10 protein-coding genes are annotated in these 13,439 nt (G+C 58.5%); 9 read left to right on the plus strand and 1 reads right to left on the minus strand.

Annotation, left to right across the window (positions count from 1 at the left end; translation table 11 throughout):
• Nucleotides 1-193: 193 nt before the first annotated feature.
• From ACYQ2I_RS11805 to ACYQ2I_RS11845, 9 genes are all read left to right on the plus strand, one after another.
• Entirely contained in the window at nucleotides 194-820 is a 627-nt protein-coding gene (locus ACYQ2I_RS11805) for an RrF2 family transcriptional regulator (protein WP_460167217.1), read from the plus strand.
• A gap of 35 nt (nucleotides 821-855) precedes the next feature.
• Nucleotides 856-1,743, plus strand: coding sequence for a 4Fe-4S dicluster domain-containing protein (locus tag ACYQ2I_RS11810; protein ID WP_460167218.1), 888 nt, complete (start codon nucleotides 856-858; stop codon nucleotides 1,741-1,743).
• Nucleotides 1,744-1,762: 19 nt separating this feature from the next.
• Complete coding sequence (gene nrfD / locus ACYQ2I_RS11815; protein WP_460167219.1) at nucleotides 1,763-2,998, plus strand: NrfD/PsrC family molybdoenzyme membrane anchor subunit; 1,236 nt, start codon at nucleotides 1,763-1,765, stop codon at nucleotides 2,996-2,998.
• Nucleotides 2,999-3,012: 14 nt separating this feature from the next.
• Nucleotides 3,013-6,168 (plus strand): molybdopterin-dependent oxidoreductase, encoded by a 3,156-nt coding sequence (locus ACYQ2I_RS11820; protein WP_460167220.1) that lies wholly within the window; start codon nucleotides 3,013-3,015, stop codon nucleotides 6,166-6,168.
• Nucleotides 6,169-6,364: 196 nt separating this feature from the next.
• Entirely contained in the window at nucleotides 6,365-7,618 is a 1,254-nt protein-coding gene (locus tag ACYQ2I_RS11825) for a molybdopterin molybdotransferase MoeA (RefSeq protein WP_460167221.1), read from the plus strand.
• 323 nt (nucleotides 7,619-7,941) lie between these two features.
• Nucleotides 7,942-9,813: a 2-oxoacid:acceptor oxidoreductase subunit alpha gene (locus tag ACYQ2I_RS11830; protein WP_460167222.1), complete on the plus strand. Its 1,872-nt coding sequence runs from the start codon at nucleotides 7,942-7,944 to the stop codon at nucleotides 9,811-9,813.
• Nucleotides 9,788-10,834: a 2-oxoacid:ferredoxin oxidoreductase subunit beta gene (locus ACYQ2I_RS11835; protein ID WP_460167223.1), complete on the plus strand. Its 1,047-nt coding sequence runs from the start codon at nucleotides 9,788-9,790 to the stop codon at nucleotides 10,832-10,834. The genes ACYQ2I_RS11830 and ACYQ2I_RS11835 overlap by 26 nt, the downstream gene beginning before the upstream one ends.
• A gap of 58 nt (nucleotides 10,835-10,892) precedes the next feature.
• The gene (locus ACYQ2I_RS11840; RefSeq protein WP_460167224.1) at nucleotides 10,893-12,362 is read left to right on the plus strand and encodes a sensor histidine kinase; all 1,470 of its coding nucleotides are present in this window, start codon (nucleotides 10,893-10,895) and stop codon (nucleotides 12,360-12,362) included.
• 47 nt (nucleotides 12,363-12,409) lie between these two features.
• Nucleotides 12,410-12,814: a response regulator transcription factor gene (locus ACYQ2I_RS11845; protein ID WP_460167225.1), complete on the plus strand. Its 405-nt coding sequence runs from the start codon at nucleotides 12,410-12,412 to the stop codon at nucleotides 12,812-12,814.
• Between the two features lie 19 nt (nucleotides 12,815-12,833).
• On the opposite strand, the gene mobB is transcribed toward ACYQ2I_RS11845, so the two are convergent.
• Nucleotides 12,834-13,322, minus strand: a complete 489-nt coding sequence (gene mobB, locus ACYQ2I_RS11850; RefSeq protein WP_460167226.1) for a molybdopterin-guanine dinucleotide biosynthesis protein B — start codon at nucleotides 13,320-13,322, stop codon at nucleotides 12,834-12,836.
• Nucleotides 13,323-13,439: the final 117 nt, after the last annotated feature.

A 13,439-nucleotide genomic window follows, 5' to 3' on the forward strand; every position in this document is an offset into this window, starting at 1 on the left:
CTCAGCCCCACAAAAACCTTCGAGAAAACGCTCAACCGAATATCTAATCAGAACTTACGACGCCCACAACTCGCCGACACAATCTCGACAAACCAACTTGACATTTTGCGATAAACCGGTCCTCAATATTGTTGACCTTTGTGTCATCTTGTGATATTGTCTTTTCTGTCAGACAAATTTTGGAGGATCGGCGATGCTTGCTTTTTCGCGAACCACCGGTTACGCGATCTTGGCGTTGGGGTGTCTCGAACGGACACAAGGCGCTTGGGTGCTTTCCAAGCAGATCAACGCTTGCACCGGAATTCCGATGCCCTACCTCCGCAAAATTTTGCACGCGCTGGGCAAAGCCGGCCTCGTGGAAACCAAGCGAGGCTACCAAGGAGGGTTTCGGCTGGCCCAACCCGCCGGCGAGATTCGCCTGATCGACGTCATCACGGCAGTCGAAGGGGAAATCGCCGAGAAGGTTTGCATACTGGGGTTGCGCGAGTGCAACGATAAGGCCCCTTGCCCGCTGCACTCGTATGCAGGCGAACTTCGCCAAGAGCTGTTGGAAAAGCTACGAAACACCAGCGTCGCCGACGTCGGCGATTATGCCCGCTCCGTACACTCGGAACTCCTTCGTTGCGCCACGCGAGGAGAAACAGCATACCTCCGGCCCGTCGATTCTTTGGGCATGATCGATGCGTCTTTGAGCGGTCAAATCGCTGTTGAATTACCGACCGTTCCACGCGGCGAAACGACGCCCGACTCACCTACACCGAACCAGCCCGCAGCGGGCGATGATCCTGGGTCATCTTCCGCTGCCGACGAAACGCTTTGATCCCTTTTTCGCCTTTTGCTCACGGGAGGTGCCACATGGCCGAGCATTCCAAGCATGAATCTTCGGAAGCTCCCGCCGACGCCAAGCCGTCTCGGCGCACTGCGATGGCCGAGATGCTGGCCGCAGCGGGAGCCGCCGCCGTCGCAGGTCGTGTCATGGCCGAAGAAACGGCCGAACAACCGGCTTCCCCGAGTGACGCACCGCCTCCAATGGTGGACGGCAACATTCTGGAAGTCATGCGAGCCGACCTGCAACGCGCGTTGAAGAAGCCGATCGAACAACGACGGTGGGTCATGGTGATCGACCTTCGGAAGTGCATCGGCTGCGAGGCCTGCACGGCTTCCTGCATTTCCGAAAACGCCCTGCCGCCGGGTGTCGTCTATCGCCCGGTCATAAAGGAAGAAATCGGCGAGTATCCGAACGTCCGGAAGCGATTCACGCCGCGACCTTGCATGCACTGCGACAATCCTCCCTGCACGCCCGTCTGCCCGGTCGGGGCCACGTACAAGCGTCCCGACGGAATCGTGGCGATGGATTATGAAGTCTGCATCGGCTGCCGATACTGCCTGTCGGCTTGCCCGTACAACGCACGAACGGCCGACTTCGGCGACTTCTACGGCGACGGCACGCCGGCGATCGCCGATTACGAAACGCGCCCCTTCATGGAATACGGCAAGATCTATCAGCGCAACCCGGGCGAACACGCATCCCCGATCGGCAACGCGCACAAGTGCCACTTCTGCCTGCATCGCATCGAAAACGGCATGTTACCCGCCTGCACGACAACCTGCGTGGGCGGCGCCACATACTTCGGCGATTACAACGACCCGAAGAGTCTTGTCCATCGCTTGATCGGTTCGCCGCATGCGACGCGACTGAAAGAAGAAGCCGGCACGGAACCGATGACGTTTTACTTGGTCTGAAAACGGGAGCACAAAAGCCATGAAAGCAGTTGGAAAAGGTATCGTCGGACTGATCTGGCTCGTCCTGCTCCTGGTAGGACTGCCGGGCGTGGTCACCTGGCTGACCAGCGGTCGTGATGCGGCGGCCTACGGCAGCTACGTCCCTTGGGGCTTGTGGGTTTCGGCGTACATCTACTTCATCGGGTTGTCGGCCGGGGCATTCCTGTTGTCGTCTCTGGTGTACGTATTCGGCGTGAAGAAACTGGAAAAGATCGGTCGCATGGCCTTGATCTTGGCCGTCACGACGTTGTTCATTGCGCTGTTGAGCATCTGGATCGACCTCGGCCACAAGTGGCGTTTCTGGGAGGTGTTCACGCGGCCGCACTTCACCAGCATGATGGCCTGGATGGTGTGGCTGTACACCGCCTACTTCATCCTGATCCTGGCCGAGCTGTGGTTCGACTTGCGATGCGACCTTTCGCAGCTTGCATCGCAAGGCGGCAGCCTGGCCCCCCTGTACCGGTTGCTCTCGTTGGGCCACAAGTGCCCGAGCGGCGACGGCGCGGCGGCCTGCCGCGAGAAAAGTCGCAAGACGTTGCAGGTCCTCGGTGCGCTGGGTATTCCCTTGGCCATCGCCTTCCACGGAGGCGTCGGAGCCTTGTTTGCGACGCTCTCGGCTCGTCCGTATTGGCACAGTTCGTTGGTGCCGATCTTCTTCCTGACCGGGGCCTTGCTCTCCGGTGGTGGTCTGTTGATGGCGATCGTCGCCTTGACCGGGGACGACAACGAGCAGACCCGTGACGTTCTGAAGTTCCTCGGCAAGATCGTCCTGGGGCTGCTGGTGTTCGACTTGCTGTTGGAATGGGCCGAGTTCTCCATTCCACTGTGGTACGCCGTCGGCTCGGAAAACGCGCCGATTTACATGGTTCTGTTCGGCAAGTTCTGGTACGTGTTCTGGATCGTGCACTTGCTGCTCGGAGCGGCGATTCCCTTGGTTCTCTTGCTGGCGAAGCCCGGATCGCGTGTGGCATCGCTGGTCGGGGGCGGTTTGATCGCCCTCACGTTCCTGGCCGTGCGTTTGAACATCGTGATCCCGGCCCAAGTCGTCCCGCAACTGGAAGGTTTGCAAAATGCCTTCATCGACAAGCGATTGCGGTTCGAGTACGTGCCGTCGGTCTTCGAATGGTCGATGGTCGCGTTCATCGCTGCACTCGGAATCACCATCTTTTACCTGGGCTGCAAACTCCTGCCGGTTGAAACGACCGCCAACGAATAGAGGAGACCGAATCCATGCATACGAAATCCAAATATCACGATAAACAGCGATCGGGCGGCCGCGGCATCAGCCGTCGCGCCCTGCTTCGCAGCTCGGCCTTCGTCGGCGGCTTGGCCCTCTTCTCAGGATGTGGCACGCAACGCACTTTCGGAGAGGAGTTCCCCGAATACGAACTCGCCAAGGCCGAAAACGTGCTTTACGGCGTGTGCCTGCAATGTCACGTCGCTTGCCCCATCAAGGCCAAGACGTGGGACGGCATCTTCGCCAAGCTGAGCGGCAATCCGTACAGCCCGCAAAATTACCTGCCGCACTTGCCCTACGATACGCCGCCTCAAGAGGCGGCCAAGATCGATGCCAAGCTGTGCCCCAAGGGGCAAGCCGGCATTCAAACCTACTACGATCCTTACCGGATTCGTAAGGTTCTCAAACGCAACGGGCCGCGCGGTTCGAACAAGTGGAAGGCGATTCCGTTCGATCAATTCATCGAAGAGGTCGTCGAAGGCGGGCAATTGTTCAAGGACCTCGGCGACGACCGGCACTATCCGGGATTCCGAGAAGTCTATGCACTCGACGATCGCGATCTGGCCGCCCAAATTGCGGCAGACGCCAAGGCCGTGACCGCCGGTGATATGACACTCGACGAGTTCAAACAAAAGTATGCCGATCATCTCGATAAGCTGATCGATCCGGATCACCCTGACCTGGGACCGAAAAACAACGGCTTCATCTTCGATGCCGGTCGTATCGAACACGGCCGGAAAGAGTTGATGAAGTGGTTCACCAACAATTGCTTCGGATCGGTCAATGCCTTCGAACACACGACAATTTGCGAGCAGTCGCATCATATCGCCTACAAGTTGATGACCGGCGGCGCAAAAACACACTTGAAGGTCGATTTGCTGAACGCCGAGTTCGTCATCTTCTGGGGAACAGGTGCCTACACGGCCAACTTCGGACTCACGCCGATGGCCGAAAAAGTGACCAGCAGCGTCGTCGACCGCGGCTTGAAGGTCGCCGTCGTCGATCCACGTCTGTCGAACGACGCCGGAAAAGCCGACTGGTGGTTGCCCGTCAAACCGGGAGCCGACGGTGCCTTGGCGTACGCCATGATCCGCTGGATTCTCGACAATCGGCACTATGACGAAAAGTACCTGCGGAACGCCAACCGTGCGGCCGCCGACGCCGACGGTGAACCGACCTTCTCGAACGCCGCCTGGCTGGTCAAGATCGAAGATGGCCGACCGACCGGTCTGTTGAGCGCCGAAGAAGCGGGCGTCGGCACGGCCGATCAATACGTGGTCGCCGCAGGCGACGAGCTGTTGGCGGTCTCGCCCGAAGACACGGAAAACCCGGTCGAAGGCGATTTGTTCGTCGTGCGAAAGGTCGGCGACATCGAGGTCAAGAGCGCCCTTCAATTGATCAAGGAAGAAGCGGATTCCCGCACATGGGACGAATACGTCGAGATCACGGGAATCGAGCGTGAGCTCATCGAGCGGGTGGCCCTCGAATTCACCAGCCACGGCAAAAAAGCCGCCATCGACTTGTACCGCGGTCCGGTGCAGCACACCGACGGCTACTACGCGGGCTGTGCCATCATCACCCTGAACGTACTCATCGGGAACGGCGACTGGAAAGGCGGTTTGACCGGCGGCGGCAGCCACTGGCACGAATCCGGCGGGAAAGAGGGAAACATCTTCAATTTCGCAGAGATGCACCCCAGTAAGTTCCCGACTTTCGGGCCGCCGGTTACCCGAGAGAAGAGCCGGTACGAGGATTATCTGCTCTTCAAGGAAGAAGGTTATCCCGCAAAACGCCCGTGGTATCCCTTCAGCGACAATATTTACCAGGAGATTATCCCCTCAGCCGCATCGGGCTACCCCTACCCCGGCAAGATTTTGTTCTTACACAAGGGTACGCCGGTTCTGGCGACACCGGCCGGTCACACGCAGATCGAGATGCTCCGGGATCCCGACAAGATTCCGCTGTTCATCGCCTGCGACATCGTCATCGGCGAGACGTCGATGTACGCCGATTACATCATTCCCGACCTCACCTACATGGAACGGTGGGGAACACCGCACGCCACGCCGGACATCGCGTCGACAACGAGCAAGGTCCGTCAACCGGTCGCCAAACCGCTGACGGAGGAGTGCAACGTCGACGGCGAGACGATGCCGATCTGCTTGGAAGCATTCCTTTTGGCGGTCGGGAAGAAGTTGGGACTCCCCGGCATCGGCAAAGACGCCTTCGGTCCCGGAATCGACTTCCATCGACCGGAAGACTGGTTCCTCAAGCTGGTTGCCAACATCGCCGTCGGTGACAAGCCCGGCGAAGCCGTTCCGGACGCCGACGAAGCCGAAATGGAACTCTTCCGCAAGGCCCGCCGACACCTGCCCAAGAGCGTGTTCGACGAGGAAAAGTGGAAGAAGGCCGTCCCGGCCGACGTTTGGCCGAAGGTCGTGTACGTCCTCAACCGCGGCGGTCGGTACAACGGTGCCGAAACCTGGTATGACGGGCCGTACATGAAGAAGAAAGCCGGCGTCATGTTCCAACTCTTCGTCGACAAAGCGGCGAAGCAAAACAACAGCATCAGCGGCGAACCGTTTTCAGGAGTGCCCATCTACCGAGGACAGTTCGACTGCTCCGGCAAACCGTTGGACGGCAACGGCGAATACCCCTTGCACCTGATCACCTTCAAAGAACCGTTCGGCGGCCAATCGCGAACGATCAGCAACTACTGGACGAATATCGCGATGCAGCCGGAAAACAAGATCGTGATCAACCGTCGCGATGCCGAAAAACTCGGCCTGCGTCCGAACCAAAAGGTCCGGCTGGTGTCGGCGTCGAACCCCGACGGAAAGGTCGACTTGGGTAACGGTACGACGATCGACGTCGTCGGCCGCATCGACGCAGTCGAAGGAATGCGTCCCGGCGTGATCGGTGTGTCGTGGCACTACGGTCACTGGGCCTACGGTGCCTCGGACGTCGAAGTCGAGGACGGCGAAGGCCCGAAGACGATCGCCGGAGATCACCGTCGTCGCGGCGGGCTGTGCCCAAACCCCGTTCTGGGCATTGATCCGGTGCTCAAAGACGTCTGCTTGACCGACCCGGTCGGCGCGAGCGCCTCGTTCTACGACACGTACGTGAAACTCGTGCCGGTGGAGGGCTGACACCGCCACGGCAATCTCTTCGTGCAAGAAGGAACGCTCTCTCGCCGGGCCCGTTTGCTCGGCGAGAGAGTCCTTTAACGTTTCGCGATATATGCGAAAGCGTTGATCGAGGATTGTGTTTTGATTTTCAACTTCGTGATCTGCATATAATTCTTCCGACAACCGTCCCAACGACGTCTTCATCTCCGAGGGGCTCATGTCTCCACCCGAAACCACCCTCGTTTCACCCGACACGGCATTGCGGTTGGTTCTCGAAACATTGAAGCCGCTAACGCCCAGAGAGGTCCCTCTGCTCGACGCGGTCGGCCTGATTGCGGCCGAACCCATCGCCGCCGATCGTGATTTCCCAGCGTTTCCGCGCTCGATGATGGACGGCTTCGCCGTTCGCGCCGAGGATGCCGGAAAGCCCGTTCGCATCGTCGGCGAAGTGGCCGCCGGGAGTCGTTTTCCGAGAGCGATCGGCCCGGGCGAAGCGGTCCGCATCATGACCGGGGCTCCATGTCCGCCGTGCGCCGATACCGTCGTGGAAAAAGAACGCATCGCGGACGATACGGCGTCGATCATCGTGCTGCCGAACCAACTGGTCGCGGGAACGCATATCGCCGCCGTCGGAAGCGAATGCCGACGCGGTCGAGTCGTACTCCCCTCAGGAGGTCGACTCACCCCTCTGGCGATTGCGTCTGCGGCCTCGTTTGGAAAAACAGCCGTGAAGGTCGTCCCGCAACCGCGTGTCTCGGTGATCACCACCGGCAGCGAACTCGTTCCGTGGAATCAGAGGCCGACGGGCGCGCAAATCCGCGATTCAAACGCGCCGATGCTGGCGGCATTGATGCACGAATACGGGCTTCGTACGGTCCGAATCGACCATGCCCGCGACACCACCGAGGCACTGGGGGCGGCCGTCACCCGCCATGCCGATGCCGACGTCGTGTTGTTTACAGGCGGCGTGTCGGTCGGTGATTACGACCTTGTCCCCGAAGTGCTGCAATCGCTCGGTGCGAAAGTCGTTTTCCACAAGGTTCGTCAGAAGCCAGGAAAGCCTTTGCTGTTCGCCGTCGGTACCGGCAAGGTTTTCTTCGGTCTGCCGGGTAACCCGTTGGCGGCTCACTTTTGCTGTCACCGATACGTTCGTCCGGCCGTCATGAGATTGCGTGGAGAACCGGGGCCGACCGACTTGGTCGGCAAGCTCAATGTTCCCATTCTGCCGAAACCGGGAAGAACGCATTTTGTCCTTGCCGAAGCAGTCTGGAACGACGCGCAAAAGGAATGGCGGTTGACCCCCACGCCGGGGATTAGTTCAGCGGACATTTTTTCGGCGGTCGAGGCAAACTGCTACCTTGAGATCCCGGCGGGACGAGAAAAGATGCTCCCGAATACCATCGTGCGATTCTCCTTTTTGTCGCACACTTGGGAATCGACTCAATCCACAACACCCGAAGAACCGGTGTAACGTTCAACTCCCAGCCGCATCGAACTCTTGCGGAGCACAACAACCGCCACGCGCATTGATTCAATCCGAAAGATTCACCTTTTGGCTGAAAGCACCAATAATTCTTGACGAAATTGACACTAAGGTATATCGTGCGTCGGGAGGCGGCAAAATGGTCGGCGCGGCAAAACAGGCCCAATCGGCACGGCACGATACTCAATCATCTTTCAGCCCTAAAGATCTCGCCTTTTTGCATCTCCCAACTTGCCGCATCACTCGTTGTACACGGAATGTGTTTGCTCAGCTCGCAACTTCTACGATTCGCGTATCGTGAAGGATGATTCATGTCCGCGCATCACACCCATCTCAAAGACCTCGTCGAAATCGACAGTGCAACGGTCCGTATTGCCGGCGATTCCGGCGACGGTGTGCAATTAGTCGGAACACAGTTTGCCGACATTTCCTCGATGGACGGTAGCATCATTTGTGCGATGCCCGACTATCCGTCCGAAATCCGCGCCCCGGCCGGGACCGTGGGCGGCGTGAGCTCTTATCAACTCAGTTTCGGAAGCGGAAACATCACGACCCCCGGCGATTCTCCGGGACTGTTGATCGCCTTCAATCCTGCCGCGTTGCGAGTTCATCTCAAAGATCTCGAACCGGGCGGCATCGTCATTCTGGACGAAGACACTTTCACCGCCAAGGCGTTGGAAAAGGCCGGTTACGAATCCAATCCGCTTGAAGATGGTACGCTGGAGCCGTTCCGTGTCATCCCCGTCCCGATGACGCGGTTGAATGAGCAGGCGGTTCGCGACATCGATTTGCCGTTGTTCCAAAAGGGGCGTAGTAAGAACTTTTTCGCCCTGGGCGTGCTGTTGTGGTTGTTTGACCGGCCCCTGCAGCCGCTTCTGGAATGGATGATGCGAAAATTCGCCGGAAAGCGAGACGTGATGGCGGCCAATGCCGCCGCGCTGCGTGCCGGCTACAACTACGCCAATACGGCTGAACTGTTCCGGGTCTACTACCACGTTCACGAAGCCAAGCTCCCTCCCGGCCGGTATCGTCGCGTTACCGGTAATGAGGCCGCTGCAATCGGTCTTGTCGCCGCAGGTTGTCGCGCCGCCCGCACGATCGTTTATGCGAGCTACCCGATCACACCGGCCAGCGACATTCTACACGAACTGTCCAAATACAAAGAGTTCGAAGTGCGCACGCTGCAAGTCGAAGACGAAATCGCAGCGTGTTGTGCGGCGATCGGCGCCTCGTACGCAGGATCGATCGGCGTGACCGGCACGAGCGGTCCGGGATTGGCGTTGAAGATTGAAGCCCTGGGGCTGGCGGTCATTACCGAGCTGCCTTTGGTGTTGATCGACGTGCAGCGTGCGGGCCCGAGCACCGGCCTGCCGACAAAGACGGAGCAGTCGGATCTATTCATCGCGCGATTCGGCCGTCACGGCGACAGTCCTCTTCCGGTCTTGGCCGCCGCAACGCCCAGCGATTGTTTCCATATGGCATTCGAGGCGGTGCGGCTGGCAACCAAGTACATGACACCGGTGATTCTTCTCAGCGATAGCTTTTTGGCCAACGGGGCCGAACCGTTCCGCATCCCCGATCCCGCGAGCCTGCCCGATCTGCGATCGTGCAAAGAAATCCCTCTGGAAGAATTTCAACCGTACAAGCGGGATCCTACCACGCTCGCCCGACCGTGGGTTCCGCCGGGGACACCGGGATTCGAACATCGTATCGGCGGGTTGGAAAAAGAAGATCCGACCGGCAACGTAACGTACGACGGTCCCAATCACGCCAAGATGACCCGTCTACGGCACGAGAAAATTGCACGTATTGTCGAGGACATACCCGAACTCGATGTATCAGGCGACGATCACGGCCCCTTGCTGGTTTTGAGCTGGGGAAGCACCTACGGTGCTGCGGCCGGCGCCGTCTCGGCTTGTCGGCGCGAAGGGCTGCCCGTTTCCTTTGCTCATCTGCGCTATTTGAATCCGTTCCCTCGCAATCTGAAAGACGTTCTTGCAAACTTCGATCGGATTCTCATTCCGGAAAACAACGCAGGTCAATTGCGTCTGTTGATCGAAGCGATGACCGATCGACCGGTGGAGAGCCTAACGGTCGTCGAGGGCCGTCCTTTCTTGATTCGCGAGATTCGCTCGAAAATCGAGGAGTTGATTTCCAGTGAACACACCGTCCGAAGCCGTTGAACGTGGGCCTTCCCGTTGTAGCCAATCCCTGACCCCGGCCGATTTCAAAAACGACCAACTGGTTCGCTGGTGTCCGGGTTGCGGCGATTACTCAATCCTGGCGCAGGTTCAGAAGGTTCTTCCTAAGCTGGGCATTCCCCGCGAGAACTTCGTGTTTGTATCGGGAATCGGCTGCTCGTCCCGTTTTCCCTATTACTTGAATACCTACGGTATCCATGGAATTCACGGACGTGCCCCTGCGATCGCAACAGGGGTCAAATGCGCCAACCCCGATCTTTCGGTGTGGGTCGTGATGGGCGACGGCGACGGATTTTCTATCGGGACGAACCACACCTTTCACGCCCTCCGCCGCAACATCGACATCAACATCCTGTTGTTCAACAATCGGATCTACGGGTTGACGAAAGGCCAATACTCACCGACTTCCGAATTCGGCAAACGCACCAAATCGAGCCCCTACGGCACAATCGAACAACCGGTCAGCCCCGTTCGTGTCGCAATCGCCGCAGGAGCCACGTTCATTGCTCGATCCGTGGCAGCAGACCCACGTCACTTAGAAACGGTTCTTGAGGCCGCGGCTCAACACCGTGGCACCTCCTTTGTGGAGATATTGCAGAACTGCGTGGTTTTCAACGACGGTGCGTTCCAAAGCATCAGCGCCCGGGACGTTCGCGACGATCATCGTATTCTGCTGGAGGACGGCCGGCCGATTCTTTTCGGCAAAGACCGTCGGAAGGGAATCGGAATTCGCAACATGCAGCCGTACATCATCGACCTGGATCAAGGGGGAAAACTGGAAGACGTTCTCGTGCATGACGTTCGCGCCGAGTCACCGGCATTGCCCGCGATGCTCGCCGCTTTGGAACCGCCCGGATTTCCCACGGCCCTTGGCGTATTCCGCGACATCGACCGACCAACCTACAACGACCTACTCGTGGAACAAATCAGCGAGGTCCGCAAAAAGAAGGGGCTCGGCGACCTGAACAGTTTGCTGAACTCGGGTAGCGTATGGGAGGTATGAGAATTCAGTAAGGACACACGGCATCCGATCCCCCTTCGCACAGCCAGGAGACGTAACCATGACGGAATCGGCCCCGGCCGTTTACGTGCTGCCTCCAGCCGATAAACGCCCGGTCGACCAGGATCGCGTCGATGCCCTGCTCCGGCAACGTGAACGCGAACTGCTTCGCTACAATGCCGAATGGTTTTGTCGCTTGCGGTGGCTCGTTGTCATTGCATTGACCGCCGCCGGATTGGGAGCGTTGGTCACCGATAACTGGTCCCTTTTCGGCTTGTCGATCGGCCCCGGCTGGACATTGACCGTCGCCATCGTTCTGGCGATCGCCAATCTCGGTTTTTTGGCGTGGTTGCGACGGCTGGGAAAAGAGATCTCCTGGCAACAAAGCAAGGCGGTGATTTGGTTCCAAATCGCTTTCGATCTAGCCGTGCTGACCGTCGTGATCCATCACATGGGATGTCTCTCGACGTTTGCACCGTTCATGTACTTAGGCCATATCGTCCTGTCGTGTATTTTCTTTCGGCCTACCGAAAGCTTGATCGTCCTGCTGGTTTCCATCGTATCGTATGTCGCACTTGTGGGGCTGGAGGCCTCCGGCGCCGTTCCCCCTGCAAGCCTTTTTGCGGGTGCCGCCATCCCCGACGATGAGAACGTCATTGCGTGGCAAACGGCATTCACTTGCTTCTTGTGGATCTCGATTTGGTACCTTGCTTCCCGTTTGTCCGACACGCTCCACCGTCGCGATCAAGAGCTGGCGGCTGCCAACATTCGGCTCGAGGCGGGAAGCCGTGAGCGGATGCGACACATGCTGCAAACGACCCACCAACTCAAAGCGCCGTTCGCAGCGATCCACGCCAACACCCAGCTCTTGCTGGACGGGTACTGCGGTGTACTTCCGGAACGGGCTGCTCGCATCACCGAAAAGATCGCCCAGCGATGCGCGTTTATGTCGCAGCAAATCCAAAGCATGTTGCAGCTGGCCAACCTGCGGTCGGAGGCACAACTCCCTCCTGCTCCCGAGCGTTTGCGCTTGGATCAACTGATAGAAACCCTCATTCGGCGAATCGAGCCGACGGCTCAGCAACGGGGAATCGCTTTCGAAACGGATTTGCGTCCCGTCGAAATCACGGTCCCCAAAGATTACATTACCATGATCGTCGACAATCTATTGACGAATGCGGTGAACTATTCACACGACGGCGATACCGTGCACGTGTCGCTCCAGACGGCATCGGACGACCAGGTGACCTTCATGGTCCGGGATCACGGTATCGGCATTCCCGCCGACAAGTTGCCGCACGTATTTGACGATTACTACCGCACCGACGAAGCCGCAAGGCACTGCCGGTTATCGACCGGCCTGGGATTGGCCGTTGTTCGAGATGCCGCTCGCGCCTGCGACATCGGTGTGCGTATTGAGAGTGCACCGGGATGGGGAACGCGGGTATGGCTCGACATTCCTATCCACTCGCCGCGTACGTCTTCGCCCCCGCTACCGAACAACGAAACAACGACCGCTCAAGCGAACTGATCTCAAACAGAAAGCCGCAGGGCTATCCGACACACGAGGAGAAACCAATGCCTCATATTCTGATCATCGACGACGACGAAGATTTCGCCGGTGCCGTAGGAACTGTGCTGGAGAGCGACGGCCACCGCGTGCACATTGAACTCGACCTCGAATCGGGATACCGGCATCTCGCAGAACAAACCTTGCCCGACGTCGTCATCCTCGACGTCATGTTCCCCGAAAACCCCAGCGGCGGATTCGAGTTGGCCCGGAAAATCCGCAAAGCGTACCCCGATCTACCGATTTTGATGCTGACCGCAGTCAACCAGGAGTTCCCCTTGGGGTTCAGCAACAAGGACATCGACCCCAAGTGGCTGCCGGTAGCAGATTTCATATCGAAACCGGTCGACTTCGAGGTGTTGCGGGCCAAAGTCAACGAACTGATCGATCAGAAAAAGGCGGAAACCGGCTGAGGTCGCCGCCCCAGAATAATCACTCGAATTGCGCAAGTTCCAAGATGCGGTCGGCAATCGCTGATACATCTTTGCGCAACCACACGGGCACCGGTACGTCCGGGTGATCGTCGGAAACGACGGCGACAATATCGTCGTGTTCCAAGGCCAACGGCGTCGTTTGTCGCTCGGCACGCCACACTTCAATCTTCTTCCCCGGCCCGTCGACGAATCCTTCTACCAACACCAGGCGACAAGGTGCGAACAACGGTGCCAATGCGGTTAGAAAGTCGCCGTCGGTGCGTGGAATGTATATCCCCAACAGTTCCGACGTCACGACGGCAACCGGCGACGCACCTGCCAGGCGATGCCGATGTGAGTCCTTGCCGGGCGTATCCAATTCATGGACATGCGGGCTATGCTTGATCGATCCGACGCGAATCTCCCGACGCCGGAACTCCTCCAACAAAGCCGTAACCAGCGTCGTCTTGCCGTGATTCTTTCGTCCCACGATATGGATCAAGTTCATCGGTTTCCTTTCATCGCGTGTTTGGGTGAGACGATTTTCGATCGATTGCGGACGACGATCATCGCCCCGGCGCCCCCGGATTGCCGGTCATCCACCGAACGGTTATGGTATGCGTGA

It is taken from the genome of Thermostilla marina, assembly GCF_054657455.1.

Coding starts and splice junctions, on each gene's coding strand:
- ACYQ2I_RS11825 (WP_460167221.1), top strand. CDS start 6,365: ATGTCTCCACCCGAAACCACCCTCGTTTCACCCGACACGGCATTGCGG.
- ACYQ2I_RS11805 (WP_460167217.1), top strand. CDS start 194: ATGCTTGCTTTTTCGCGAACCACCGGTTACGCGATCTTGGCGTTGGGG.
- ACYQ2I_RS11840 (WP_460167224.1), top strand. CDS start 10,893: ATGACGGAATCGGCCCCGGCCGTTTACGTGCTGCCTCCAGCCGATAAA.
- ACYQ2I_RS11830 (WP_460167222.1), top strand. CDS start 7,942: ATGTCCGCGCATCACACCCATCTCAAAGACCTCGTCGAAATCGACAGT.
- ACYQ2I_RS11845 (WP_460167225.1), top strand. CDS start 12,410: ATGCCTCATATTCTGATCATCGACGACGACGAAGATTTCGCCGGTGCC.
- nrfD (WP_460167219.1), top strand. CDS start 1,763: ATGAAAGCAGTTGGAAAAGGTATCGTCGGACTGATCTGGCTCGTCCTG.
- mobB (WP_460167226.1), bottom strand. CDS start 13,322: ATGAACTTGATCCATATCGTGGGACGAAAGAATCACGGCAAGACGACG.
- ACYQ2I_RS11810 (WP_460167218.1), top strand. CDS start 856: ATGGCCGAGCATTCCAAGCATGAATCTTCGGAAGCTCCCGCCGACGCC.
- ACYQ2I_RS11820 (WP_460167220.1), top strand. CDS start 3,013: ATGCATACGAAATCCAAATATCACGATAAACAGCGATCGGGCGGCCGC.